The sequence below is a fragment of the Mesorhizobium sp. WSM4823 genome (assembly GCF_055811195.1).
Genome location: NZ_JBVVQL010000004.1, coordinates 560513 through 585818, shown reverse-complemented (window position 1 = coordinate 585818; position 25306 = coordinate 560513). Strand labels below are relative to the sequence as shown.

The 25306-nt window shown below is 63.0% G+C and carries 27 protein-coding genes and 1 pseudogene; 13 read left to right on the top strand and 15 right to left on the bottom strand.

The genetic code is table 11. The annotated features are described in order from the left end of the window. Nucleotides 1–80: 80 nt before the first annotated feature. Complete coding sequence (locus tag AC0L26_RS14855) at nucleotides 81–2087, bottom strand: PhoX family protein (RefSeq protein ID WP_473633185.1); 2007 nt, start codon at nucleotides 2085–2087, stop codon at nucleotides 81–83. A 204-nt stretch (nucleotides 2088–2291) separates the two neighbouring features. Between AC0L26_RS14855 and AC0L26_RS14850 the strand changes: the two genes are divergently transcribed. The 5 genes from AC0L26_RS14850 (at nucleotide 2292) to AC0L26_RS14830 (ending at nucleotide 7233) form a co-directional block, all read left to right on the top strand. Then, on the top strand, nucleotides 2292–2630 hold the full coding sequence (locus AC0L26_RS14850) for a hypothetical protein (protein ID WP_473633184.1): 339 nt from the start codon (nucleotides 2292–2294) through the stop codon (nucleotides 2628–2630). Nucleotides 2631–2642: 12 nt separating this feature from the next. After that, nucleotides 2643–3341 (top strand): phosphatase PAP2 family protein, encoded by a 699-nt coding sequence (locus AC0L26_RS14845; RefSeq protein WP_473633183.1) that lies wholly within the window; start codon nucleotides 2643–2645, stop codon nucleotides 3339–3341. 179 nt (nucleotides 3342–3520) lie between these two features. Further along, nucleotides 3521–3790, top strand: coding sequence for a helix-turn-helix domain-containing protein (locus tag AC0L26_RS14840; protein ID WP_473633182.1), 270 nt, complete (start codon nucleotides 3521–3523; stop codon nucleotides 3788–3790). A 117-nt stretch (nucleotides 3791–3907) separates the two neighbouring features. After that, nucleotides 3908–5638 carry a SulP family inorganic anion transporter gene (locus AC0L26_RS14835; RefSeq protein ID WP_473633181.1) on the top strand — a complete coding sequence of 577 codons (1731 nt, stop codon included), beginning with the start codon at nucleotides 3908–3910 and terminating at the stop codon, nucleotides 5636–5638. Nucleotides 5639–5856: 218 nt separating this feature from the next. Continuing rightward, entirely contained in the window at nucleotides 5857–7233 is a 1377-nt protein-coding gene (locus AC0L26_RS14830; RefSeq protein WP_352927576.1) for an adenylate/guanylate cyclase domain-containing protein, read from the top strand. Nucleotides 7234–7316: 83 nt separating this feature from the next. Here AC0L26_RS14830 and AC0L26_RS14825 read toward each other — a convergent pair whose 3' ends face one another. The 3 genes from AC0L26_RS14825 to AC0L26_RS14815 all read right to left on the bottom strand — a co-directional run bounded on the left by AC0L26_RS14825 (nucleotide 7317) and on the right by AC0L26_RS14815 (nucleotide 9358). Beyond that, nucleotides 7317–7823 carry a hypothetical protein gene (locus AC0L26_RS14825; RefSeq protein WP_473633180.1) on the bottom strand — a complete coding sequence of 169 codons (507 nt, stop codon included), beginning with the start codon at nucleotides 7821–7823 and terminating at the stop codon, nucleotides 7317–7319. 117 nt (nucleotides 7824–7940) lie between these two features. Then, the gene (locus AC0L26_RS14820; protein ID WP_473633179.1) at nucleotides 7941–8888 is read right to left on the bottom strand and encodes a CHAD domain-containing protein; all 948 of its coding nucleotides are present in this window, start codon (nucleotides 8886–8888) and stop codon (nucleotides 7941–7943) included. Further along, nucleotides 8885–9358, bottom strand: coding sequence for a CYTH domain-containing protein (locus AC0L26_RS14815; protein WP_473633178.1), 474 nt, complete (start codon nucleotides 9356–9358; stop codon nucleotides 8885–8887). Before AC0L26_RS14815 ends, AC0L26_RS14820 begins: the two co-directional genes overlap by 4 nt. Before the next feature lie 91 nt (nucleotides 9359–9449). On the opposite strand from AC0L26_RS14815, the gene AC0L26_RS14810 reads away from it, so the two are divergent. From AC0L26_RS14810 to AC0L26_RS14795, 4 genes are read left to right on the top strand one after another with little or no spacing between them, the layout of a single operon-like run. Next, nucleotides 9450–10133 carry a CerR family C-terminal domain-containing protein gene (locus tag AC0L26_RS14810; protein WP_473633177.1) on the top strand — a complete coding sequence of 228 codons (684 nt, stop codon included), beginning with the start codon at nucleotides 9450–9452 and terminating at the stop codon, nucleotides 10131–10133. After that, nucleotides 10130–11083 (top strand): HlyD family secretion protein, encoded by a 954-nt coding sequence (locus tag AC0L26_RS14805; protein ID WP_473633176.1) that lies wholly within the window; start codon nucleotides 10130–10132, stop codon nucleotides 11081–11083. Before AC0L26_RS14810 ends, AC0L26_RS14805 begins: the two co-directional genes overlap by 4 nt. Beyond that, nucleotides 11080–12000 carry an ABC transporter ATP-binding protein gene (locus AC0L26_RS14800; RefSeq protein ID WP_473633175.1) on the top strand — a complete coding sequence of 307 codons (921 nt, stop codon included), beginning with the start codon at nucleotides 11080–11082 and terminating at the stop codon, nucleotides 11998–12000. Before AC0L26_RS14805 ends, AC0L26_RS14800 begins: the two co-directional genes overlap by 4 nt. Nucleotides 12001–12008: 8 nt before the next feature. Then, a complete protein-coding gene (locus AC0L26_RS14795; protein ID WP_473633221.1) occupies nucleotides 12009–13145 on the top strand; it encodes an ABC transporter permease in 1137 nt (378 codons plus the stop codon). A 75-nt stretch (nucleotides 13146–13220) separates the two neighbouring features. Here AC0L26_RS14795 and AC0L26_RS14790 read toward each other — a convergent pair whose 3' ends face one another. The 3 genes from AC0L26_RS14790 to AC0L26_RS14780 all read right to left on the bottom strand — a co-directional run bounded on the left by AC0L26_RS14790 (nucleotide 13221) and on the right by AC0L26_RS14780 (nucleotide 15740). Beyond that, the gene (locus AC0L26_RS14790; protein ID WP_473633174.1) at nucleotides 13221–13874 is read right to left on the bottom strand and encodes a glutathione S-transferase family protein; all 654 of its coding nucleotides are present in this window, start codon (nucleotides 13872–13874) and stop codon (nucleotides 13221–13223) included. 96 nt (nucleotides 13875–13970) lie between these two features. Further along, complete coding sequence (locus tag AC0L26_RS14785) at nucleotides 13971–14948, bottom strand: threonine ammonia-lyase (protein WP_473633173.1); 978 nt, start codon at nucleotides 14946–14948, stop codon at nucleotides 13971–13973. Nucleotides 14949–15416: 468 nt separating this feature from the next. Next, nucleotides 15417–15740, bottom strand: a complete 324-nt coding sequence (locus AC0L26_RS14780; RefSeq protein WP_352927550.1) for a hypothetical protein — start codon at nucleotides 15738–15740, stop codon at nucleotides 15417–15419. A 191-nt stretch (nucleotides 15741–15931) separates the two neighbouring features. Between AC0L26_RS14780 and mbfA the strand changes: the two genes are divergently transcribed. Further along, nucleotides 15932–16915 (top strand): iron exporter MbfA, encoded by a 984-nt coding sequence (mbfA, locus tag AC0L26_RS14775; RefSeq protein WP_473633172.1) that lies wholly within the window; start codon nucleotides 15932–15934, stop codon nucleotides 16913–16915. A 5-nt stretch (nucleotides 16916–16920) separates the two neighbouring features. On the opposite strand, the gene AC0L26_RS14770 is transcribed toward mbfA, so the two are convergent. The 3 genes from AC0L26_RS14770 to AC0L26_RS14760 all read right to left on the bottom strand — a co-directional run bounded on the left by AC0L26_RS14770 (nucleotide 16921) and on the right by AC0L26_RS14760 (nucleotide 17920). Next, nucleotides 16921–17265: an antibiotic biosynthesis monooxygenase family protein gene (locus tag AC0L26_RS14770; protein ID WP_473633171.1), complete on the bottom strand. Its 345-nt coding sequence runs from the start codon at nucleotides 17263–17265 to the stop codon at nucleotides 16921–16923. Next, complete coding sequence (locus tag AC0L26_RS14765; RefSeq protein WP_473633170.1) at nucleotides 17262–17594, bottom strand: NIPSNAP family protein; 333 nt, start codon at nucleotides 17592–17594, stop codon at nucleotides 17262–17264. Before AC0L26_RS14765 ends, AC0L26_RS14770 begins: the two co-directional genes overlap by 4 nt. Nucleotides 17595–17692: 98 nt before the next feature. Next, the gene (locus AC0L26_RS14760; RefSeq protein WP_473633169.1) at nucleotides 17693–17920 is read right to left on the bottom strand and encodes a DUF1127 domain-containing protein; all 228 of its coding nucleotides are present in this window, start codon (nucleotides 17918–17920) and stop codon (nucleotides 17693–17695) included. Nucleotides 17921–17988: 68 nt separating this feature from the next. Between AC0L26_RS14760 and AC0L26_RS14755 the strand changes: the two genes are divergently transcribed. Further along, a complete protein-coding gene (locus tag AC0L26_RS14755) occupies nucleotides 17989–18663 on the top strand; it encodes an ArsR/SmtB family transcription factor (RefSeq protein ID WP_473633168.1) in 675 nt (224 codons plus the stop codon). An 8-nt stretch (nucleotides 18664–18671) separates the two neighbouring features. Here the strand turns inward: AC0L26_RS14755 and ligD are convergent. Together ligD and AC0L26_RS14745 are read right to left on the bottom strand one after the other, a co-directional pair. Beyond that, nucleotides 18672–19756, bottom strand: a pseudogene (gene ligD, locus AC0L26_RS14750) (DNA ligase D); the annotation flags it as partial. Nucleotides 19757–19809: 53 nt separating this feature from the next. Next, nucleotides 19810–20316, bottom strand: a complete 507-nt coding sequence (locus AC0L26_RS14745; RefSeq protein WP_126036350.1) for a YciE/YciF ferroxidase family protein — start codon at nucleotides 20314–20316, stop codon at nucleotides 19810–19812. A 406-nt stretch (nucleotides 20317–20722) separates the two neighbouring features. Between AC0L26_RS14745 and AC0L26_RS14740 the strand changes: the two genes are divergently transcribed. Further along, nucleotides 20723–20869, top strand: a complete 147-nt coding sequence (locus tag AC0L26_RS14740; protein WP_473633167.1) for a hypothetical protein — start codon at nucleotides 20723–20725, stop codon at nucleotides 20867–20869. Between the two features lie 212 nt (nucleotides 20870–21081). Continuing rightward, nucleotides 21082–21525 carry a thiol-disulfide oxidoreductase DCC family protein gene (locus AC0L26_RS14735; RefSeq protein WP_473633166.1) on the top strand — a complete coding sequence of 148 codons (444 nt, stop codon included), beginning with the start codon at nucleotides 21082–21084 and terminating at the stop codon, nucleotides 21523–21525. Between the two features lie 64 nt (nucleotides 21526–21589). Here the strand turns inward: AC0L26_RS14735 and AC0L26_RS14730 are convergent, their stop codons facing one another. From AC0L26_RS14730 to AC0L26_RS14720, 3 genes are all read right to left on the bottom strand, one after another. Next, nucleotides 21590–21967 (bottom strand): DUF1850 domain-containing protein, encoded by a 378-nt coding sequence (locus tag AC0L26_RS14730; RefSeq protein WP_473633165.1) that lies wholly within the window; start codon nucleotides 21965–21967, stop codon nucleotides 21590–21592. Then, a complete protein-coding gene (locus AC0L26_RS14725; RefSeq protein ID WP_473633164.1) occupies nucleotides 21964–24054 on the bottom strand; it encodes a TRAP transporter permease in 2091 nt (696 codons plus the stop codon). Before AC0L26_RS14725 ends, AC0L26_RS14730 begins: the two co-directional genes overlap by 4 nt. Before the next feature lie 187 nt (nucleotides 24055–24241). Further along, complete coding sequence (locus AC0L26_RS14720) at nucleotides 24242–25201, bottom strand: TAXI family TRAP transporter solute-binding subunit (RefSeq protein WP_473633163.1); 960 nt, start codon at nucleotides 25199–25201, stop codon at nucleotides 24242–24244. Between the last annotated feature and the right edge of the window lie 105 nt (nucleotides 25202–25306).

Genomic DNA, 25306 nt, shown 5'->3' with positions numbered 1-25306 from the left:
CATAAAAATGAGGGGCTTCGGCCGAACCGAAACCCCTCCTTCACGATTTATCAGCGTGGACCCTTGGAGCGAGATGATCTCTAGACCGCGATCTTGCCACCGCCCTGCTTGGTGATGGCGACGACCGACGGCCGCACCGGCATATCGGGCTTGAAGTCGGGCCAGCGGGTCGACAGGTCCTCATAGTAAGAGGGGCGGCCAAACGGCTCCCAGTCTTCGCCGCCATCGGCCGGATGCTGAACTGCAACGAAGGCGGTCTGGTCGTCGGGCGTGAATAGCGGGCCGCACATTTCGGCGCCGATCGGCACGCGGAAGAACAGCTTTGACGTCGCCCGCGCCTCGCCTTCGGTGTCGACGGCCCACAGGCCGTCGGTGCGACCGGTCGCCTTCGGGCCCTGGCCGTCGGTCGAGACCCAGAGCCGGCCGGCCGCATCGATAGCGCAATTATCTGGCATGCCGAACCAGCCATTGGCGGTCGTTGCGGTCGAGAAGGTGGCACCGACTTCGGCCACCGAGGGATCGCCGCATTTCAACAGCACTTCCCACTTGCCCTTGGCAGCAGCGAAATCGCCACCGTCCTCGACGATCTCGATGATGTGGCCGAAGGCGTTTTCGGCGCGCGGGTTGGCGGCGTCGACCTGCTCGGCCTTGCGCTTCGAATTGTTGGTCAGCATGACGTAGACCTTGCCGGTCGTCGGGTTGGGCTGGATGTCTTCAGGGCGATCCATCTTGGTGGCGCCGAGAAGATCGGCGGCAAGCCTTGTCCCGATCAGCACGTCGGCCTGGCTGGCAAAACCGTTTTCGGCGGTCAACGGGCCCTGACCGTGAACCAGCGGCAGCCACTCAAGCGTGCCGTCCTCGGCGAATTTGGCAACGTAGAGCGTGCCGTCGTCGAGAAGATCCATGTTGGCGGCACGGTCCTCGGCGTTGAACGTGCCTGTGGTGACGAATTTGTAGACATAATCGAAGCGCTCGTCGTCGCCGAGATAGAAAACGACGCGGCCGTCCTTGGCGACGATCGATTCGGCACCCTCATGCTTGAAGCGGCCCATGGCAGTGCGCTTCTTCGGCACCGAATTTGGATCGTTGACGTCGACCTCAACGATCCAGCCAAAGCGGTTCGGCTCATTCGGCTCCTTGCCAAGGTCGAAACGGTCGTAATGCGCCGCCCACTCATAGGAGCCCTCGGGAATGCCCAGGCGCTTGTAGTTGGCTGCCTCCGGATGATCGGCCGGCAGTTCGCCGGAGAAATAGCCGTGGATGTTTTCCTCGGCCATGACATAGGTGCCCCAGGGCGTGACACCGCCGGCGCAATTGTTGACGGTGCCGATGACCTTGGTGCCGGTCGGGTCGGCATTGGTCTTGACGCGGTCGTGGCCGGCGACGGGACCTGACAGTGCGATCTCGGTCTTGGAGGTGATGCGGCGGTTGAGCTTGCCGTCGCGCACCACTTGCCATTTGCCCGATACCTTGCGGATCTCGACGACGGTGCCGCCATGCGCGGCCATCTCGACATCGACCTGTTCCTTGCTCAGCGGCGCCTGCTTGGCCTCGCCCTCGACGATGGTGACGAGACCCGGAAACATCAGATGCGGGTTGGTGTATTCGTGGTTGACCACCAGCAGGCCATGCTCGGCCGAACCGTCGAGCGGGATATAGCCGACATAGTCGTTGTTGTAGCCGAACTGTCTTTCCTGGGCCTGCGCCGACTGCTTTGTCGGATCGAATTCCGGCGAATCGGCAAACAGCGGATCGCCCCAGCGCAGCAGCACGTCGGCGTCATAACCCGGCGCGACATGATGCTTGTCGTCGACGCCTGCCTCGACCTCGTCGAACGTGAAGGCCGAGCCGGCGGCGGCGCGGGCATCGTCGGCAAGCATCAGTGCCAGCGGGCTGAGGGTGACGGCAATGGCGGTCGCCGCGAGCGATCCCTGCAGGAACCCACGGCGCGAGAAACGCGCGGCGATGATTTCGCCCATCGTCCCGTTGTCGGTGGGATTGGTTCCTGGCCCATCGTTTTCCTCGAGCAGGCTGGTGCGGAACTGGGCGTCGGTGGCGCGATGTTCAGTCGAGCGATGTTCGTTCATGGGGGCTTGCCTCTGGCTTCTTTGGGATGGCTGGAGCGTCTTGCTTGACTGACCGCTATCGCCAGCAGATCACAGTTTGATGACGTTGCCGGCCAATTCCAGTCCCGATTCCGTGTCGATGATCGGCCCCGCTTGACCGCGACCGACGCTTCGGAAACAAGATCTGCCGCAGGCACGGAAGCACCGCTTCGAGAGGGACAGAAAGTGAGTTTTTGGGGACTGGGGCAGCTCGGCATTTCGACGGTGATCTTCCTGCTGGCGGCGACGGCGGCCAAACAATGGGGGCTGGCGCCGAGCCTCGGCAAGATCATTCTGACCTTGGCGCTCTATTCGCTGGGCAATCTGATCATGCTGAGGCTGATCCGTGAATTCGGCATGTCGGTGTCGTTCAGCCTGTCGGCGGTGATCCAACTGGTATCGGTGAACGTGGTGGCACTGGTCTTCTTCGGCGAGCGCGTCAATGCGTTGCAGGCGACCGGGATCGTGCTCGCCGTCGCAGCGGTGGCGCTGATCACGCTCGGACCCTATCTGCAAAAATTGTAATTGCGAGGGCCGATGAAGAACACCACAACCAAGTTGCTCGGCTGGATCGAATTCCCGGTGCTGCTGGCCGGACTGGTCATTGCCGGTGGACTATGGGGGTTCGAGGAACTGATGGAGGTGGCGCGAGACACCACGCCGCACGCCTTCGACACGGAAATCCTGCTTGCCTTCCGTGAAGCGGGCCAACCCGACGATCCGATCGGACCGCCATGGCTGGAAGGGGCGATGCGCGACATCACCAGCCTCGGCAGCGCCAGTGTGCTCGTACTGATCACGGCTGCGGTGATCGTCTATCTGCTGCTGATCCACAGGCCGGGGCCGGCATTTCTCGTTTTCGTAGCGGTGGCGGGCGGGCAGGCCTTGTCGAGCACGCTGAAGCTCGGAATCGACCGGCCTCGCCCCGAGTTGGTCTCGCATCTCGCCGACGTGGCGACGCTTTCGTTTCCGAGTGGCCATGCGATGTTGTCGGCGGTGACATATTTGACGCTGGGCAGCATGGCGTCGCGCTTCCTGCCCGGGCGAACGACGAAGATCTATGTGCTGTCGCTGGCAGTGCTGACGACGGTGCTGGTCGGCATCAGCCGCGTCTATCTCGGCGTTCATTGGCCGTCCGACGTGCTGGCCGGCTGGTGCGCCGGCTTCGCCTGGGCGATGCTGTGCTGGCTGGCCGCATGGGCGCTACAGCGATGGCGCGGGCAGACCGACGCCTGAACGACGCTGCGGCTAATACTCCTCGAAATTTGCGACAGCCGAGGGCCTGCTTTCCCAGTTAGCGCGCAGGCTCCATGACCTGGGTGCGTGCATGTCTTACATATACATTTTGATGCTTGAAACATGACAATAACGGTATTATACGTAGAAATGCAGACTCAGGCGGGGGTTGTTAGCCGATGATCACTGCCGCGCAGATGCGCGCCGCAAGGGCGCTGGCCGGCATCGATCAGAAGACGCTTGCCGAGCGCGCCGGGGTTTCGCTTCCAACCATCCAGCGCATGGAAGCGAGCGACGGCGTGGTCAGGGGCGTGGTCGACACGCTGATGAAGGTCATCCAGGCCCTCGATGAGGCCGGCGTGGAACTGATCGGCGAGAATCAGGCCAGCGAGCGCGGCGGCAGGGGCGTGCGCCTCAAGCCGGTCGTGCCGAAGGGCCCGCCGGGCTGAGTCGGTAAAAGTCGCGACGGCGACCGCCGACAGTCCTGCCGACGATCTCGCCGCCTTGGTTTTTATGCATGTCGTTGCCCAGTTTGAGCGACCTGCATCAGGAGCGAAAGGCAGTCCATGGATCGAACCCGGCGGGCAATTCATCAACCGGCCCGAGGTCCGGCAAAGCCGACTTTTTCCGAACTGTTCACGCCGAAGCTGGTGACAGTGCTGCGCGAGGGCTACACAGCAGAGCACTTCAAGGCCGATGCCATTGCCGGGCTGACCGTGGCCATCGTGGCGCTGCCGCTGTCGATGGCGATCGCGGTCGCATCCGGCGTGACGCCGGAGCGCGGGCTCTACACGTCCATCATCGGCGGCTTCCTCGTCTCGGCGCTCGGCGGCAGCCGCTTCCAGATCGGCGGGCCGGCCGGTGCCTTCATCGTGCTGGTAGCGGCAACGGTGGCGCGGGTCGGTGTCGACGGATTGCTGCTGGCGACGATGATGGCCGGCATCTTCCTGCTCGCCATCGGCTATCTCAGGCTTGGCACCTACATCAAGTTCATTCCCTATCCGGTGACCGTTGGCTTCACCGCCGGCATCGCCATCACCATCTTCTCCGGCCAGATCGTCGAGCTGTTCGGGCTGAAGCTCGCCGGCAAAGAACCCGGACCGCTGGTGCCGAAGCTGATGGCGCTCAGTGAGGCGGCCGGTACGATCAATCTCGCCGCCACCTCCGTGGCCGTACTGACCATCGTCGCTATTGTCCTGATGAAGCGATGGCGGCCGAAATGGCCCGCCATGTTGATTGCCATCGGCCTTGCGTCGCTCGTCGTGGCGCTGTTTTCCCTGCCTGCCGAAACCATCGGCACGCGCTTCGGCGGCATCCCGCGCAGCCTGCAAATGCCGGCCTTTCCGCCGATCAGCGTCGACAAGGTAATCGACGTCCTGCCGGACGCCGTAGCCTTTGCGCTGCTCGGCGCGATCGAATCGCTGCTGTCGGCGGTTGTCGCCGATGGCATGACAGGAAGGCGGCACCGCTCCAATTGCGAACTCGTGGCGCAGGGCTTTGCCAACATCGCGTCGGCCCTGTTCGGCGGCATCTGCACCACCGGCACCATCGCTCGAACGGCGACCAACGTGCGGGCCGGCGCGCATGGACCGGTTTCGGGCATGATCCACTCGGTCCTCCTGCTTGCGCTGATGCTGGTGGCAGCGCCGCTGGCCAGCTACATCCCGCTTGCAGCCCTTGCCGGCGTGCTGGCGGTGGTGTGCTGGAACATGTTCGAGAAGCAGGCCTTCGCCACGTTGCTGCGCGCTTCGCGCGGCGACGCGCTGGTGCTGATGGCGACCTTCCTGATCGTCGTCTTCCGCGACCTCACCGAAGGCATCGTCGTCGGTTTCGCCCTGGGCTCGATCCTGTTCATCGATCGCATGGCCAAGAGCATTGCGGTCGAGCCGGACCAGAGATTGGTGCAGGACGATGTCGCCGACAAAACCGGTGCCGCCAACGCATATGATTCCAGTGAAGCCAGCGATACCGACACCGTCGTCTACCGTATTTCGGGCGCCTTTTTCTTTGGCGCCGCCTCGACCGTCGCCACGGTGCTGGACCGGATCGCCGACCAGCGCAAGAACTTCATCCTCGATTGCTCGGCCGTGCCGTTCTTCGATTCGACGGCAGCCAACGTCATCGAGGGCGCGGCCCACAAGGCGAGGGGCGCCGGCGTGCGCTTCATCATATCAGGCGCTTCGCCGCAGACACGTCGCATGCTGATCAACCACGGCGTCAAGCGGCCGCTGGTGACATACGCCGCCTCGATCAAGGACGCGCAGGCGCAACTGGCAGGGAAGCTGAAGACGGAGTAGCGACCAGGATTTTGCCGGTCAGTGGGTCATTTGTCAGTGCAAGGATGTCCGTCCGTTGCTTCAGTTTCCATCATGATCTTTTGTCCGGACATTTTTGCTCTTTGCAGCCACGCTCCAAAAATGAAACCACATTCATGGTAGAGTTCGCGCACTGATTTGCCAGTAGAGGGCGGGTTTGCCGAATGCGTGACACGTCCCCGTGAAATCGAAGTGATCCTATGCCGACCGCGCCAACACTTGAACTTCGCCGCTATTCGCGCCTGAAAAATTTGCGGGAGCGCGCAGAACGCCAGGGTGCTGCATTGCAGTTCTGGGCGCGTACGGCATCGCTCGCCGTGATCTCCTGCTTCTTTTCATCGATCAGCCGCTGGGATGCCTCGCTGCTCTTCGTGCTGGCGGGCCTCGTGCTGTTCCAGCTCGTCGGCCTGATCCAGTTTCTCTTCGCGCGCCGTCGCAACGCGCCATGGTGGATCGGTTACCTCGTGGGTACGCTGGACATCATTCTGTTGACCGTTCTGCTGGTAACGCCCAACCCGTTTTCCCTGGAGGTCGCGCCGGCCGCGATGCAACTGCGCGAGGGCAGCTTCAAATTCCTGCTGATTTTCGTATGCCTTGGCGCGCTGACCCTTTCGACACGATTGGCGCTCTATCTCGGCGCGCTCGCGGCCTTGACGTGGGCGATCGGGGTGGGGTGGGTGATTTTTCATGCGGGAACCGTCATTCCGGCGACGAACCTCTATTCGCTGCCGATGACAGAGCGACTGAACCTCTATCTCAATCCCAATTTCGTCGATACATTCGCGCAGGCGACCAACGTGTTGGTTGTGCTGATTATCGGCGCGATCATGGCGCTGGTCGTCTCTCGTTCCCGACATCTGTCGGAAGACTACGTCAAGGCAGAGCGCGCCCGCGCCAATCTTGCCCGGCATTTTTCGCCCAATGTCGTCGACCAGCTCGCCACGGATGACGAGCCCTTCGGCCCGGTCCGCCGGCAGGATATCGCGGTGCTGTTCGCCGACATCGTCGGCTTCACACACTATTCCGAGGATCATCCGGCCGAAGCAGTGTTCGAACTTCTGCGTCAGTTCCACCGTCGCATGGAGCAGGTCGTTTTCGACCACCACGGCACAGTCGATAACTATATCGGCGATTGCATCATGGCGACATTCGGGGTTCCGCAAGCCAGCCATGACGACGCGACTCGGGCCATCCAGTGCGCTGAAGCGATGATCGCCGCTCTCAAAGACTGGAATGTGCAGCGGGTGTCCAGGGGATACCCGCCGCTGGACGTTCGGATCGGTGCACAATATGGCGCAGTCGTCATCGGCGCGGTCGGCAGCGAGCGCAATCTGTCCTTCGCGGTGGTGGGCGACACCGTCAACGTCGCCAGCCGTTTGCAAGCGCTCTGCCGTGAGCTTCAGGCGAATATTTGCTTTGGGTCACGACTGATTGAGGCCGCGCAGGCGGAATCGCCCACGACACGGTTGAATGCGCGCGATCATGGACCGGTGAGCATCCGCGGCCGGGACGAGCCGGTCCATGTTTGGGTCGAACACAGAGCCGAAAACCAGGGCGCTGTTGCGGTCTCGGCGTGATATAGGCCGCCAGTGAAACGCCTGCACTTCGGCCGGATAGCGGCCGCGCCATAGGGGTATGTCATGACCCAGGCCGAAAGCCATCACGTGCCTGAGGTGATTGCTCCAGCCTTCGCGGCTGCGGCGTCTGTGCCTGCCTTGTCCTCCCAGGCCATCGCCCGGTAGTCGAAACCGTATTCCAGCGTCGGTTTGACGATGCGGAAGAAGGGCGACAGGTCGAAGTCGCGCGGCGTGTAGAGCGAGTGGTGGCGGATGTGCAGGATTTCCTTGCACGAATAGTTCGACTGGGCCGAGGCACGGCCGGGCGCCCGGGTGATCTCGGGCAGGATCGGATAGCGGATCTGGCCATAGGCCTCGGCGATCAGCGAGGAGCAGATGGCCCGGGTCGGGTCGCCGGAACCGAAAGCCAGCATGCGGCGGCGCCAGCGCACCGGTACCGGCGGTGTCGTCGACTGGGTCAGGTATTTGATCGCTGCCGAGATCTTCTGATTGCCCTCGATGAGCAGGATGTCGCCGGGCTCGAGCGTTCGGCGCAGCGTTTCGGCATCGGACGGCGTGTAAGGCTCGTAGCCCGACGATTCCTCCTGCAACCGGCCGACAAGCCAGCGGCCAAGTCGGTCCAGAGCGTGTCACCGGTCTCGATCATGCCAGACGGCGATTATCACAGGCCGGCGGCCTAGACCATGATCCCGAACTGAAGGACTGCGTCAGCCGGCGGCGCCGGGCGCGGTGGCGTCTTCGCGCGGCGCGGCCGCCAGATCGTCGCGCGCCTTGCGTGCGAGTTTCCTTGTCGAGCGCCTGGGGCTATCACCGAACAGATCGGCCGCCGCGGCGAGGCAGGTCTTTTTCAGGCTCTTCTCCGAGCGCTTCAACAGTTTGCCCAGGAGCCGGGTCTCTTGAGGAGAGCCGAGCGGCCGGTCGTCGGCATCGAGAAGTTCGCGCAGGACGAACAAATCATGCAGCTCGCCCAGTCTTTCACCCAATTCGTCGACTGCTTTACGCCGGGCCTTGATCGGCGTCGGCCACAGCCTTCCGAGCAGCGACAGATGCATACCGTGGGTCTTTGCCGCCTTGCGCAGATCATGGAAATCGTCGGCCTCACCGCGGGAGCCCGCCTTGTCCAGCGCCTTTCTGGCGCGACGCAGCGTGGTGCGGGCGCCTTCGGCAAGCACATCGGCGGCCTGTTCAGGCCGGTCGGGCAAGGCCAGCATATCGATCCGGTTGATTCCCTCCTCGCAAGCGGCAATCGCGGCAGCTACCGCAGCGTCGAGGCCGACACCGCCATGCAATTCGTTCTGGCGCGCGACGAGCGTCTCGCGCACGGCATCGAGGCCGCCGCCGGCGCTCTGCTCGGGAAAGCTTGCCGCCAGCCGGTCGATGGTTTCAACCAGCGCGGTCGCCTCGCGCGGACCGGCAAGCAGGGCCGCCACCTGTCGGTAGCACTGGTTCTCGGTCACGCAAAATGTTTCGTCTCCGGAACGGACCAGGCGTAGCAAAGCGCGTGCGTTCTTCAGCCGCTTGCGGCATTTGTGCAGCGCCTGCTCCGGCCGGTCATGCGCCGCGTCCAGATGGACGAGCGCCTTGCCGATCTCCTCGGCGAGAATGCGCCTGACCTCATCGGTCAGGGGCAGGCGCGGGTCGATGCGATAGCTCATGCGGCGATCTCCGGAATCCCCCCGAGGGCGAGCGACGCGTTATAGAACCTCTGCTCGCCGGTGACTTCGCGGCCGAGCCAGTCTGGCAGCATTTCATCCGGTACGTCCTCCGGCGTCTCGAGCTCGGCGACTACAAGACCGCTAAGCATCCCGCCGAAGACATCGACTTCGTAGAGATGGCCGCGATGCCTAACATGGTGGCGTGTCTTCTCGATGACATGTCCGATGGCGAAGGCCAGCATCTCTTCCGCCTCCGCCAGAGGGATTGGATATTCGAATTCGTCGCGTTCGCGGGCCTTGCTGCCGAATTTAAGCGTCAGCTTCGCCGAGGCGCCGTCGCTAATGCGCACGCGCACCGAGCGGTCAGGTGCGGCGGCGAGGTAGAACTGGCGAATGCGGATATCCGCCTCGGCCAGGTCCCGCCACTCATTGCCGGAGACCAGGAACTTGCGCTCAATTTCCTTGACCATGGCTTCGCACTAAAGCGCGTGCGGCAGGAGAAGGCAAGGTCGAGACAGTCAAAGGTTGACTTTAATCATTCGATTGATTAAACAGCTGATCATGAGCAAATCAACGAACTCCAAAAATCCGCGACGAGAGGCATCCCCCGCCGACATGACGCGTGCGGCACTTGTCCGCGCGGCGCTGAAACTGTTCGGACGCCAGGGCTTCGACGGCACCTCGACGCGCGAGATCGCGGCTGAGGCGAAGGCCAATATCGGCTCGATCGCCTATCATTTCGGCGGCAAGGAAGGGCTTCGTGCGGCAGCGGCCGATTATATCGTCGACACCATCCAGACCATTGCTGGTCAGGCGATCGGCAATCTGCAGGCACCAAACGACCCCGAAGCGGCGCGGGCACAACTCTTCACCGCGTTGGAGCGGATGGTGGCCTTCATCGTGGCAAGGCCGGAGGCCGGCGAGATCGTACAGTTCGTCCTGCGTGAGCTGTCGCATCCGACAGCGGCACTCGACCGCATCTATGACGGCGTGTTCGAGCCGACGCATCGCCGGCTCTGCCTGATCTGGGAGCAGGCAACGGGCGAGGCGGCCGAAAGCGAGCGCACCAAGCTCACGGTATTCACACTGATCGGCCAAGTCATCTACTTCCGCATCGGCCGCGAAGCGGTGATGCGCCGCATGGGCTGGCGCGGGATCGGCGACGCCGAGGCCGCTAAGGTGGTGACAGTGGTGACGGATAACCTTGGGGCCATATTGGCCGCCCGGAAGGATCGTAGGTCATGAGTTTCCTCTGCTCTCTGCCGCTCGCCGCCCTGCTTTTCAGCGCCTGCGCACCGGCGGCACCACTTGCCGTCGGCTATGTCGAGGGCGACTATGTGTTGCTCGCGCCGATCGAGGTGGCGCAGGTCGAGACGATTTCGGTCAAGCGCGGCGACCGCGTCACGCCGGGCACGCCGGTGGTGACGCTGGAAAGCGCCGACGCAAAGATCGCCGTCGCGCAGGCCGAAGCGGCACTTGCCCAGGCCCAGGCGCAACTTGCCGACTTGCAGGTCGGCAAGCGACCGGAAGAGATTGAGGTGCTCAAGGCGCAGGTCGACATGGCCAGGGCGCAGGCCGCCGACGCCAAACGCAGATACACCCGCGCCAACGATCTGTTCAAACGCGGCACCGGCACGCAGGCCGATTTCGACACCGCCTCGGCCACGCTGGAGACGGCCAACGCACAGGTCGGCCAGGCGGAAGCAAATCTCGCTGTCGGCGGCCTGCCGGCGCGGCCGGAGACGATCAAGGCCGCCGACAATCAGGTCAGGCAGGCGCAATCGGCGCTGGAGCAAGCGCGATGGCGGCTTTCGAAGCGCGTGCTGGCGGCGCCTTCGCCCGGCCGCGTCAACGATGTGATCCGCAATCCGGGCGACACGGCCGGCCCGACCGCGCCTGTCATTTCGATGCTTCCGGATGGCGCGGTGAAGCTCAGCGTCTATGTGCCGGAAAGCGCGTTCTCGTCGGTGAAAGTCGGTACGCTGCTTAATGTTCATTGCGATGGCTGCGGGCCGGACGTGAAGGCTCGCGTCAGATACGTGTCGCCGGACCCGGAATTCACGCCACCAGTGATCTACTCGCTGGAGACCCGGCAGAAGCTGGTCTATCTGTTCGAGGCGCGGCCGGAGGGCGACGCCAGCGCGCTGCAGCCGGGGCAGATCGTCGACGTCGATCTGGCGGATATCGGCAAATGAACGTCATCGACGTCCATGGCCTGGTCAAGCGCTTCGGCGACAAGACCGTCGTCGACCATGTAACGATGACGGTGGCAGAAGGAGAGATCGTCGGCTTCCTCGGCCCGAACGGCTCGGGCAAGACGACAACGATCCGTATCATGTGCGGCCTGCTGACGCCGGATGAGGGCGACGGCACGGTGCTCGGTTTCGACATCCGCACCGACAGTTTGAGTATCAAGCGCGAAGTCGGCTACATGACGCAGAAATTCTCGTTCTACGAGGATCTGACCATCGCCGAAAATCTCGAATTCGTAGCGCGGCTCTACCAGTTGAAACCGCTCGACGAGCATGTGGCTAGGACGCTTGCAGAACTCGGCCTGACCTCGCGCAAAGACCAGCTGGCCGGCACGCTCTCCGGCGGCTGGAAGCAGCGACTGGCGCTGGCCGCCTGCATCATGCACAAGCCCAGATTGCTGCTGCTCGACGAGCCGACGGCGGGCGTCGATCCGAAGGCGCGGCGCGAATTCTGGGACGAGATCCATCGGCTGGCGAGCGGCGGGCTGACCGTACTGGTCTCCACCCATTACATGGACGAGGCCGAGCGCTGCCACCGCATCAGCTACATCTCCTACGGCAAGATGCTGGCGTCAGGCACGGTCGAAGAGGTGGTCAGGAATGCTGGGCTGACGACCTTCGTCGTGCATGGCCCGCGGCTTGATCAGGTTGCTGCCGCACTCGGCGGCCGCTCCGGCGTCGACCAGGTGGCGCCGTTCGGCGCGACTCTGCATGTCGTCGGTTCCGACAAGAACGCGCTTCAGGCAGCCCTCGCCGACGTCGAGAAAGAGTACAAGGGCGTGACGGTGACGCCGGGCGAGACCAGCCTGGAGGATGTCTTCATCCAGTTCATGTCCGGCTCGAAGGACAATATGGGATGAAAAATGGGATAAACAGCGTCTTCTCCTTCGCCAGGCTCGGCGCGCTGCTGATCAAGGAATTCATCCAGATGCGGCGCGACCGCATTACCTTCGCCATGATGCTGGGCGTGCCGCTGATGCAGCTGGTGCTGTTCGGCTATGCCATCAACAACGATCCGAAGAGCCTGCCGGCGGCCTTGGTTACGATGAGCAGCGATCCTTACACGAGGGCGATGGTTTCGGCGCTGCAGACCACCGGCTACTACCGCTTCGACCATGTCGCGCAAAGTGCCGCCGAGGCGGAATTCCTGATGGCGCGTGGCGACGTCGCCTTCGTCGTCACCATCCCCGCCGATTTTGCCCGGAGGGTCGAGCGCGGCGACAGTCCGCAGATCCTGATCGAAGCGGACGCGACTGACCCGGCCGTCGCCAGCGGCGCCATCTCGACGCTCGGCACGGTCGCCAACCAGGCGCTGCTTCGGGCGCGCGGCATGCAGGAAACGGCAGCCGAGAACGCCAAGGGCCAGCTCGAAGTGGTGGTGCACCGGCGTTACAATCCGGAAGGCATCTCGCAATACAACATCGTGCCCGGCCTGCTCGGCGTCATCCTGCAGATGACGATGGTGATGATGACCTCGATCGCGCTGACGCGCGAGACCGAGCGCGGCACGATGGAGAACCTTCTGGCGATGCCGTCGAGCCCGCTTGAGATCATGCTGGGCAAGGTGCTGCCCTATCTGGTGGTCGGTGCCGTCCAAGTGGTGGTCGTGCTGGCGGCGGCCAAGCTTTTGTTTGGCGTTCCGTTCACCGGATCGATGTCGCTGCTGCTGACAGCGGTCCTGATCTTCGTGCTGGCGTTAGTGCTGCTCGGCTATACGATTTCGACGATCGCCCGCACGCAGATGCAGGCGCTGCAGCTTACCTTCTTCTTCTTCCTGCCGTCGATCCTGTTGTCCGGCTTCATGTTTCCCTATCGCGGCATGCCGGGCTGGGCCCAAATCTTCGGCGAGGTCCTGCCGTTGACGCATTTCCTGCGCATCATCCGCGCGGTGATGCTGAAAGGCGCCGACCTGCCGGCGATCGCAACAGAGATCGGCTGGCTGGTGGTGTTCGTGGCGCTGTTTGCCGGCGTGGCGCTGGTACGGTTCCGCCGGACGCTGGACTAACTCACGCAAAATGGCCGAGATGAGCGGAGTGAGGAGCTCCAACGCGAACGCGCAACGGCCGCGGGGATGCTCGGTTCATGCAGACTTGGCCTGAGCCGGAAACGGCGGCAATTCAGGCGCATCCAGTCCTTTGAAAGGATCGCGCCAGGCGTCGATTTCTTCGAACTGACGATACCAGCGGCTGACAGACGGATAATCAGCGAGCGGTAACCGGGCGACATCGTTGAAGGGCAGAAACGTCGCCATTCGAAAGTCGGCATAGGAAACCGAATTTTCGACCAGCCATTCTCGCTCGGAAAGCGCGGCCTCGAGTGTCGCAGCGGCCGTGCGGAAGTCCCTCAGCCCCTCCTCAACCCGCTCCTGATCGATCGGGCCGATCCCATACCGCTGTTTGGTCCCGCGTTCGAAATGCACGACGTCGCAAGCTCTTGCGAAATTCTCTTTGCCCCAACTGAGCCATCGGATCATCTCTGGCTCGTCGTCACCGGTGCGCCAGAAATCTGAATGCGCGTCGCGTGAAAGCCGGCAGGCTATGGCGTCGGCCTCCCAGAGGCTTTTTCCCGAGCCCACAAGTATGGGCAATGAAAGATTGGGATTTAGCGGGCGAAATCGCTCAGCTTGCCCTGGAGCGAAGGGGGAGGCGAATTCAAACTCGACCTTTGCGTTGAGATAACGTGCCACCGCGACCGCGAGGCGAGGATTGGGATTGCGGCTGAAGAACAGTTTCATTCCATGTCAGCCTTCGGATGGTACCGGTTCGACTGGACGCGCCAGGGGTGCGCTTTGAGACTTCGAATCGGCGCGTGACCCGGAATCGGCCGCCATCTAAGCTGCCGCCATGATCTCGGCATAGGTGCCGAAATCGACATTGCCGCCGGAGAGCACCACGACAACGCATTTGCCGGCAACGTCGATCCTGCCCGACGATAGCGCGGCCAGCCCGACGCAGCCGCCGGGCTCGACCACCAATTTGAGATGGGCCATGGCGTCGCGCATCGCCTGTGCCGCCGCTCTGTCGGAAACGGCAATGCCGCCGGCAAGATTCCTGCGGTTGATCTCGAAGGTGATCGCGCCCGGCTCGGTGGTGAGGAGCGCGTCGCAGATCGAAGTGTGGCCAGGTTCGATCGAAACCCGCGTACCTCTGGCCAGTGAACGACAGGTGTCGTCGAAATGCTCGGGTTCCACCGCCCAGACGGCCGTATCAGGCGAGGCATCCTTGACCGCAATGGAGATGCCGCTGCTCAAGCCACCGCCGCCGCAGGGAATGACGACGGCATCGAGGCTCACCCCAAGCGCTTTCGCCTGCGCCATCAGTTCGAGGCCGATCGTGCCTTGGCCGGCGATGATGGCCGGATCGTCGAATGGCGGGACCAGGACCATGCCCCGTTCCATGTAGGGGCGAACGACCGCCATGCGATCGTCGCGGAAGCGGTCGAACGGAACCACTTCCGCTCCCATTTTCCTGACATTGCCGACCTTCATTGCCGGGGCATCAGCAGGCATGGCGATGACCGCCTTGACGCCGAACATCGCCGCCGACGCGGCGACGCCTTGCGCGTGATTGCCCGACGAGAAGGCGACGACGCCACGGCCGCGTTCTTCCTCGGTGAGCGAAGACAATTTGTTGTAGGCGCCGCGAAACTTGAACGAGCCGGTGCGCTGCAGCGTCTCCGGCTTGAACAGGATCCTGGCGCCGAAGCGCTTGTTCAGTTCCGGCGATTCGATCAGCGTCGTTTCGACGATCAGGCCGGAAAGCCGCGTTGCTGCGGCGTGGATATCGGCGATGCCGGGAGGGGTGGTCATGGGTGAGGTCCTGCAGAAATGAATCACCTATGGTGCACGGAAAACCAGGCCGCGCACCACTGTAAAAATGTGACCGTTACAATTCGTGGATTGCGAGAAGAGCGTGGTGCCTTCATCAGCGCCCCCGACCTTTGCGATTTGCCTAAGCCTCCCCACCTTCGTCATCCCAGGGCGGAGCAGGAGCGAAGCGACGTCGCGGAGACCCTGGAATCCATGCCGCGACCTTTGTGGCGCGCTAAGCCGGACCAGAATCGAGCTTCTTCGCACCCGGCTGACAGCACGGGGCGATGACATGTTCCGCTGGGATGAAGGTGCACGCTTGGTGGATGGCAACGTCTCGTCGACAAGCGCCATTCTGAGCAGCCGCATTCTTCGGCTGATGCCACGGCATGGATCCTAGGGTCTGCGCTCCGCTTCGCGTTCGCTCCGCCCTAGGATGACGAAGGCATGGAGATCTTCGCCGACCGATCATCCCAAAAGCGTTCGTTGCCGTTTGGCGCCGCCCATCTTGCGCCAGTTGTTGAAGCGATGGGTGGCGGCGGCGAATGAGATCTTCATCTGCTGGGCAACCGAATAGCGCGATTTGCCCTCGTCGAACATACGGTAGCAGCACTCGACGCCCTCCTCGGTCAGCTTGCCGTCGGGAGCCTTGTTGTGCGGATTGGCCGGATCGAATTTTTCGACCTGCTGCTCGACTAGGCCTTTCAGCCGCTGCAGGTCGGCCTCGATATTGGCTATGAGGTCGAGAACGGGTTTCGGGTCAAATGCATGGGTGGGCTGCTTTGCCGGCATCAACGGTTTCCTTTTTTGGCTTAGATTCAGCTATATAGGTGAACATTCGCCAATAATGAAGAGGCACCAATAATGAAGAAGCGCAGGAGGATTCCCGGAACCAATAATTTGAGCGTTCAGCAGCGAACGAGATTGACCAAGCGCGCGCTGGACCCTAGTTTAGAATTATTCTAAACTAGGGTGATTTTCTCATGCTTTCGCGTGTTTTCGGTTTTGGCCGCCGTCCCTTCGAATCGCTCTCAGAGCAAGAGATCCTGGCGCTCGCCATCTCTTCGGAGGAAGATGACGGGCGTATCTATCGCGCCTATGCCGACGGGCTGGCGGAGAGCTTTCCGCATTCGGCCAAGGTGTTCGGGGAAATGGCCGAGGAGGAGGACGGCCATCGCGACTCGCTGATCGAGCTTCACCGCGAGCGTTTCGGCGAGCGAATTCCGCTGATTCGGCGTGAGCATGTGAAGGGCTATTACGAGCGCAAGCCCGACTGGCTGGTCAGGCCGCTCGGCATCGAGCATGTGCGCCAACAGGCCGAGTCGATGGAGCGGCAGGCGTACCTGTTCTACCTTGAGGCATCCAAACGTACCAGCGATGCCTCGACGCGAAAGCTGCTCGACGACCTGGCGGTGGCCGAACAGGGTCACGAGACGCTGGCGCAGCGGCTGGAGAAAAAGCATGTGCCGGGCGCCGTGAAGGACGAGGAAGCCGCAGCCGAGCAGCGCCAGTTCATCCTGACCTATGTGCAGCCGGGACTGGCCGGCCTGATGGACGGATCGGTGTCGACGCTGGCGCCGATCTTCGCCGCCGCCTTTGCCACCCACGACACGTTCCAGACCTTTCTGGTCGGGCTTGCTGCCTCGATCGGCGCCGGCATCTCGATGGGTTTCACCGAGGTGGCCTCCGACGACGGCAAATTATCGGGCCGTGGCTCGCCGGTGAAACGCGGATTGACCGTCGGCATCATGACGATGCTAGGCGGCCTCGGCCACGCGCTGCCCTACCTCATCCCGTTTTTCTGGACGGCGACGATTGTCGCTGCGGTCGTGGTGTTCTTCGAACTGTGGGCGATCGCCTTCGTGCAGAACCGCTACATGCAGACGCCGTTCTGGCGCGCCGCCTTCCAGGTGGTGCTGGGCGGCGCGCTGGTGTTTGCGGCTGGCGTGCTGATCGGGAATGCATAGCAACCCTACCCATTCACCACGCGGCTGTCCTGTGGCGCCTCTGCTCGTTCGGTCAGGCCATAGTCGCGCACGACATGGGCGATGCGCAAACGATAGTCGGCAAAGATGCCGCCTCGACCGGCTCTCTGCGCCCGCCTATGTTCCTCCGTGTTTCGCCAGGCCTTCACCGCCTCCTCGTCGCGCCAGAACGACAGCGACAGGATGCGGTTCGGATCGACAAGGCTCTGGAAGCGCTCGATCGACAGGAACCCGTCGATGCCATCGAGCAGCGGGCGCAGGTCGGCGGCGATAGCGAGATAGGCATCACGCTTGTCCGCTGCCGGCTCGACCTCGAAGATCACGGCAATCATAGTTTCACCAAAGGAGCGTGCGGCCCGGAAGCGAGCTTCAGGAACATGCGATCCTCCTTCAGTATGAATCTCTCACGCCGGGCGAACTCATAGTTCGCCTTGCCGGAGGGATCGGCGGCCAGCCTACTGCGGTAGCCTTCGTAAGCCGCCAGGCTGTCGATGTTGTAGGCGGCGTAGGCGGTAGTGGCCGAGCCCTCATGCGGCGCAAAATAGCCGATCAGGTCGGCGCCGCAGCGCGGAATCGCCTGGCCCCAGTTGCGGGCATATTCCTCGAACGCCGCCTTGCCGAATGGGTCGATCTCGTAACGGATGAAGCAGGTGATGGTCATCTTTTGTCTCCTTGCTGAATTTTGGTTTTGTTGCGGCGACAGTTCGAGCGGGTTCGAAACGTTCGGCGGATCGACGTGCTAGGCAAGTTCTCCGCTGGTCATGCTTCCCAGAAGGATTTCGCGCATTCGCGGCGAACGTCTTCCGGCGTCAGGCCAAGGTCGCGCAAAAGGTGCTCGTCAATCTCGGCGAGGTCGAGGCGTTGTAGATGGCGGTCATACCACTGCGCCAACAGCCGCAGGCGCAGCCGGCGTAAGGTCACGAACGGGAACGGCCGGCGGCCAAACCGGCCAGCGGATGCGGCGTCGGGAACGGTTCTTGCAGTCATCGTCGTCTCCTTGATCTCAGCGAAGGATAGTGGTTATCTGACGACAACGCTTCGATGAGGAACGAACTATGCGTGAAGGACCAGATATAGCCCGGATCGCCAGCCTGGTCGGCGATCCGGCGCGGGCAAACATGCTGACCGCGCTGATGGGCGGCACGGCATTGACGGCCAGCGAACTGGCGCTCGAGGCCGGCGTATCGCTGCCGACCGCCAGCTCGCATCTGTCGAAACTGATGGAGGGCGGTCTGCTGACACTGGCAAGCCAGGGGCGGCATCGCTATTACGGCCTCGCCGGGCCGCAGGTCGCAGGCATGATCGAGGCTATTACCGGCGTCGCCGCTGCGGTCGGGCCGCAGCGGGTGCGGCCGGGTCCGCGTGATGCGGCCATGCGCGTGGCGCGGATCTGCTACGACCACCTCGCCGGCGAGCAGGCGGTGGCGATGCTGGATCGTCTTGTCGCTCGACAAGTGCTCCTGCGCGATGACAAGGAGATCAGGCTTGGGCCGCCAGCCGCCTCGTTTTTTGCCGCGATTGGCATCGGCGTCGAGAGCAAGGCGCGGCGACCGGTGTGCCGGGCCTGCCTCGACTGGAGCGTGCGGCGCTCACACCTTGCCGGCACGCTGGGTGCGGCCATTCTCGACAAGATCCTGCTGGAAAAATGGGCGCGGCGCGAGAAAGACAGCCGCGCGGTGGTGTTTTCGCCGACGGGCAAGCAGGCGTTCGAGAAGGTGTTCCTCGGTTGAAAAACTGATCAGTCGCGCTTGAGCGGCTTGCCCTGCCTGAAAAAATCCGCCCAGGGATCGGCTTTCGCCAGCTGCTTCAGCGTCGTCTTGTCGCCGATCGGGAAAGCGTTCGGCGCCAGTCCGGCCTCGATCTCCGCCCAGGTCGCCGGCATTGATACGGTAGCGCCCTTTTTGGCTCGCGACGAATAGGGCGCCACTGTGGTCGAGCCACGACCGTTGCGCAGATAGTCGACGAAGACCTTGCCGGTGCGCGCCTTCTTCGACAGCGTCGCCGTGTAACGCTCGGGTGCCGCCTGCTCGAGGGCGAGGGCGAAATCATGGGCGAAGCCCTTCACCTCATCCCAATCGGCCGATGGTTTCAGCGGCACGACGACATGATAACCCTTGCCGCCCGATGTCTTGACGAAATTCGGCAAGGACAGCTCATCGAGCCGGCCGCGAATTTCGAGCGCCGCCGCGCGCACCGCTTTTACGTCGACACCTTCATCAGGGTCGAGATCGAAGATGATCTGGTCCGGCTTGTCCAGTTCGTCGATGGTGCAGCCCCAGATATGGATCTCGACCACGCCGAGCTGGACCAAGGCAGCGACACCGTCGAAATCGCGGATGAACAAGATCTCCTCGCCGTCGGTCGGATCCTTCATTCTGGCGATCTTGTCATGCATGCCGGCCGAGGCATGTTTCTGGAAAAAGCGTTGGCCGCCGACGCCGTCCGGCGCGCGCACCAGGCTGAGCGGCCGATCGACGACGAATTGTTGCATACGCGGCCAGACCAAAGCGTAGTGATCCAGTAGGCCCTGCTTCGAGATCGTCTCCTGCGGCCACAGAAGCTTGTCGGGATGAGAAAGCTTTACGACGGTTTTTGCCGCCCCCGTGGATTTGGCAGAGGTGAATTTCTCGCCCTTGCCGTCAGAAGACTTTGCATTGGTGTCGGCAGGCTTTGCCTTGGTGTCGGCCTTGCCTGCGGGCGCCTTCGGCTTTTGCTGCACGACTTCCTCCGCCGGTTTTTCCTCGCGCAATTCTGGAGCGAGGCGTGGCGTATTATACGGTTGGACGTCCAGCTACGGAACTCCACTTCGTCGACAAGGTCTGGCACCGCGAAAGCGAGGCACGCCGGATCGTCCGACGTTGCCTCGATCGAGAGGACTATTCGGCGGCCTGAAGGTTGACCTTGGCTTCCGCGATCTCGGTAAGCTTGCGGTCGGTCGCCTGCTCTTCCTTGATGTTGTTGGCCAGGACATTGGCGCAGTCGCTGCGGCCAAGCTGCTTGGCCCAGGCGATCAACGTGCCGTAACGGGTTATCTCATAGTGCTCGACCGCTTGCGCGGATGCGATCAGGGCGGCGTCTAGTACGTCCTTGTCGTCGATGTCGCCGCTGACTTCATCGGCTTCCTCGAGAATGCCGTCGATGGCCGGACAGTTGACCGTCTTGGCCTTCACGCCATGCAGTTCGAACACCTTCTCGACCCGCTCGATATGGCCTTTCGTCTGACCGAGGTGCTTCTCCAGCCCGGCTTTCAATTGCGGATCGGTCGCCTTGTCGATCATCTTCGGCAGCGATTTCTCGATCTGCTTTTCGGCGTAATAGATGTCGCGCAGCGTGTGGACGAAGAGATCGTCCAGCGTCTTGATGTCTTTCGAAAAGAAACCCATGGCTTTGCCTTTCCATTGTTCTTGCTGTGTTGGGGTTCCGGCGGCGGTTCCGCACGGAAGCCGCTGTCTGCTGGAGCCGAGTTGGTGCGGCTCTTGGCGTCAACGTGCGGCTATCGGACGGGTTCCTGACTTTCCCTGGCAAGCACGGAAATTTCGCGGCGCCGGCCAAGGTTGAAACAGAACCGCGTCGGAGCGACATCCAAACGAAACATATGTGATGCAAAAGTCACATCGACCGAAATGCCGACGAACTGCATGGAAAGACCCCGAATCAGCCGCATTCCGGCCATGAACCAAGGCATTTTCGACCAGATATTAACATCGTGTTCACCGACTATTCACGCCTCGACGCTATGATCCCCGCAATTCGGAAGGGACATCCGAAATCGGGACAGGGACAGGTAAAATGAACTTCTTGACGCACCTCTTCGGCTATGCTGCCGCCATCCGCGAATTCGTCGCGCCGACCTACCGGCCGGAGCGCTATTACATGCGCGGCCCAGGGCCCGCCTGCGCACGCCGCGGGAACACGCTCGGCATCAGTGCGCACTGATGACGACCATGGAAAGCCGTCATGACAGCCGGATCTGCAGGCCGGCCGCCGATCACCGTGCGACCACCTATCGCGCGGAGCGCCCTGCGCTCGCCGACAGGCGGCGTGCGACAACGCCAACGTCCTGAGATTCTGGGTTTTGAGATTCTGGGGCTTTGACCTCGCTGACGGCAAGCCTATGTGTCCTTTGACACCAAGCAGCCGGGACTCGCGTGATCACCCAGCCAGACCATCCTCCTGAAAAGCCAGCCTTCGACGCAAGCCATCCGTTGATCGTGTTCGACGGCGTTTGCGTGCTGTGCTCCGGCTTCGTGCGCATGGTTGTGAGGCTCGACCGCAAGCGCCGCTACCGCTTCGCCACGGCACAGTCGCCGCTTGGCGAAGCGCTGTTTCGAAAATACGGGCTGCGGACGGACAGCTACGAGACGAATCTGGCCCTCATCGAGGGCGCCGCCTTCACCCGCCTGGACAGTTTCATTGCCGTCATGGCCGAATTGGGCTGGCCGTGGCGGGCGGCGAGTTTTTTGCTCCTGCTGCCGCGACCGATCCGCGACTGGCTTTATGATCGCATCGCAAAGAACCGCTACGCGCTGTTCGGCAGGAAAGAGAGCTGCGAGATCCCCTCCGCCGAACTGAAAGAGCGGCTGATTGGCTAGCCCTCCAGGAATGCCCATCCTGCCCACGAGCGGGTTTGCACCCCTTCATCGGAACGATCATGCGCTATCGCGGCTGGCTCGAACCCTCGCACGGTTCCAGCACAATCGTGCCGCCTGCCGCCTTGCCCAGTTCGCGGCAGTCTTCAACCGTGCACAGTGTCCAGCCCTCGCCTGTGGCGCCGGATGCGGCGAGCACGAGGCGCGGCTGAGGGCCGGTCCGGGGTGCATAGGCCCACCAACCATTTCTCAGCACCGAGCCTTCCGGCGGCTCCATGCCGGCGCCCGATCCCTTGACCCGCGCCTCGGCTATTTGCAGGCCGGAAGGCAGCACGCTCCAGTCTTCCTGCCAATGCGTCTTTTCCACCGAATGCGTCCAGGACAGCGTGAAAGCGGCCACAGCGAGCGTCACCGCCTTGCCGGCGGCCAGAATACAGAGGCTCATGCGGACCCGATGGCCGACGCCTGCCGCGCGCGCCAATAGTGCCAGCCGATCCATATGAGAGCGAGCGCCCAACCGGCTTCGTCGGTGAGCGGCAGTGCGGCAACCAGTAGCGCGCCGGCCGCGAAGGCGACGAGACGTTCCCACCAGGCCATGCGCCGGGCGAGAAACCCGACAGCGGCCGCGCCCCACAGGACGATGCCCATGCAGGCCTTGGCGACGATATAGGCGACCTCGACGGGATAGCCGAACTGGGCGGCGATCGGACCGGCGTCCTGCAACATCAATGCCGGGGTGTAGACCGCCATGAACGGCACGACGAAACCGGCGATGGCAAGCTTGGTCGCCTGGATGCCGATCTTGAGGCCGCTCTCCTTAGCCATGGGCGCGGCAGCGAAGGCGGCCAGGGCCACCGGCGGTGTGAGATCGGCCATGATGCCGAAATAGAAAACGAACATGTGGCTGACCACCAGCGGCACGTCGAGCGCCAACAGGGCCGGTCCGGCCAGCGACGAGGTGATGATGTAGTTGGGAATCGTCGGGATGCCCATGCCGAGCACCAGGCAGGTCAGCATGGTCAGCAGCAGCGACAGGAACAGGTTGTTCTCGCCTATGGAGATGATCCAGCCGATGAAGGTGGAGGCGATACCGGTGAGCGTCAGCGTGCCGATGACGATGCCGACGATGGCACAGGCGATGCCGACCGGCAGCGCGTTCTTTGCGCCCTCGGCAAGCGAGTCTATGCATATCTGCAGCGTCTCGCGTCCGCCCTTGAAGGTGAAGCAGGCGACAACGAGCGCCGCGATCACAAGACTGAGGATATTGACGCCGAACTTCATGAAAGAGGCGGCGGCGAGCCCCAGCGCCAGCCAGAAGACGATGCGGAAGGCAAGCGGCCCGATCAGCGCCGCCAGCGGCGTGCCGAGGATGAGCACGATGGTCAGCGCCAGGCCCATGGTGCCGGCAAAGATCGGCGTATAGCCGGCAAACAGCAGATAGATGAGTGCCGCGAGCGGCAGCACCAGCGGCCAGTGTCTTCTCACCGCGTCCCAGGGATTGGGTAGGTCCGCCTTGGCCATGCCGTGCAAGTCGGCCTTGCCGGCTTCCAGATGCACCTGCCAGAAACAGGCGCCGAAATAGAGCAGCGCCGGGATGATCGCCGCCTTGACCACCTCGGCATAGGGGATGTTCAGCGTCTCGGCCATGATGAAGGCGACCGCGCCCATCACCGGCGGCATGATCTGGCCGCCCATCGACGAGGTCGCCTCGACGGCGCCGGCGAAAGCCGGGCGGAAGCCGAAGCGCTTCATCAGCGGGATGGTGAACTGGCCGCTGGCGACCACATTGGCGACGCCGGAGCCGGAAATGGTGCCCATCAGCGCCGAGGACAGAACACAGACCTGGGCCGGGCCGCCGCGCCACGAGCCGACCAGGCCAAGAGCGAAATCGTTGAACAGCGCGATCATGCCGGCGCGTTCGAGAAAGGCGGCGAAGACGACGAAGATGAAGATGTAGGCGGCCGAGACGTAGACCGGTGTGCCGTATATGCCTTCGGTGCCAAAGGCGAAGGTGTCGACGAGCTGGGCGAAGTCATAACCGCGATGGATGAAGGGCGGCGGCAGATGATTGCCGGCAAATGCGTAGGCGAGGAAGATCAAGGCGATCAGGGCAAGCGGCAGCCCCATCAGCCGCCGCGCCGCCTCGAAGACCAGCACGACCAGCACCGTGCCGACGATCAGGTCCGGCGTGGTGAGGAAGCCGGAGCGCCGGATGAGGTCGGCATAGAACACCCAATTGTAGAGGCCGGTGCCGAAGCCGAGCACGCCGAGCGCCCAGAACGCTGCTTTCGCCGGAACGCTTGTGGCGCGCAGATTGGCGATCAGGGCAAAGCCGAGCAGCAGCAAGAAACCGACATGCATGGCACGCACCACCTGGCTCGGCAGGCTGCCATAGGCGGCGATGTAGATCTGGAAGATGGAAAAGGCGATGGCGATGAGAAAGGCGGCCTTGCCAGCGAGCCCTTCGCCGAAGCCCGGCGGCAGTCCTTCGACCGGGGTTTCGGCGGTGGGGGAAGCTTCGGGATGGGTCATTGACGGGGCTCCTGGCGGGGCGCTCCCCTCCCCCTCGAGGGGAGGGTGCCGAGCGAAGCGAGGCGGATGGGGTCGCCTCAACTGCCTCGACCTTGACTGAGAAAGTTGGAGCGCGTCGCCGAGGACCCCACCCGTCCATCCGCCTTCGGCGGCTGTCCACCCTCCCCTCAAGGGGGAGGGGGACGGCTTACTTGATGAGCCCCTTCTCCTTGTAATACCGCTCGGCGCCTGGATGCAGCGGCACCGGCATGCCGTCGAGCGCCTTGGCCGGATCGATCGCCTTGGCTGCCGCGTGAGCCGCAGTGAGCTGGTCGAGATTTTCGAACAGCAGTTTGGTCATCTGATAGGCGGCCTCGTCGGAGACGTCGGCGCTGGTGATGAGGAAATTGCCGACGGCGGCGGTCGCGACGTCCTCGGCCTGGCCCTCGTAGGTGCCCTTGGGAATGGTCACCGAAAGATAGGGCGAACCGATCTTGGCGACGTCCGACGCCGGCACGGCAACGACGTTGATCGGCACCGAGGTCGCGAGGTCGCGGATCGAGGCGACGCCGAGGCCAGCCGATTGCAGCGTCGCGTCGAGCTGGCGGTTCTTGATCAGCTCGACCGATTCAGCGAAGGGCAGATACTCCACCCGTCCGAGGTCTTCATATTTCAGCCCGGCGGCGGCGAAGATGGCGCGGGCGTTGAGCTCGGTGCCGGAGGCCGGCGCGCCGACCGACAGGCTCTTGCCCTTGAGGTCGGCGAGCGTCTTAATGCCGGACTCCTTGCTGGCAACGATCTGGATGTAGTTGGGATAGATGGCGGCGATACCGCGCAGCTTGTCGAGCTTGCCGGGGTAGCCGGCTTCGGTGTTGCCCTCGGCGGCCAGCTTGACGGAATCGCCGAGCGCGAAGGCGATCTCGCCCTTGCCCTGCTGCAACAAATTTAGGTTCTCGACTGAAGCTTTCGTCGCCTGCACCTGGGTGCGGGCGCCTTCGATGCCCTTCCCATAGATTTCCGACAGCGCGACGCCGAGCGGATAATAGACGCCCGAAGTGCCACCGGTCAGCACGTTGATGAATTCCTGCGCCTTGGCCGACATCGCGCCTAGGCCAAGCGACAGCGCCAGCGCGCCGGCGGCAACAAACTTCGTCCTGAAATTGAGCATGTGATTTCCTCCCTGAAATATCTGCCGTACCGCCCTCTCCAGCACGAGCCGAAGCGAGTTTAGACAGCGGGCGGGAAATGCCAACCCGGTATTGTGCTGATTAGA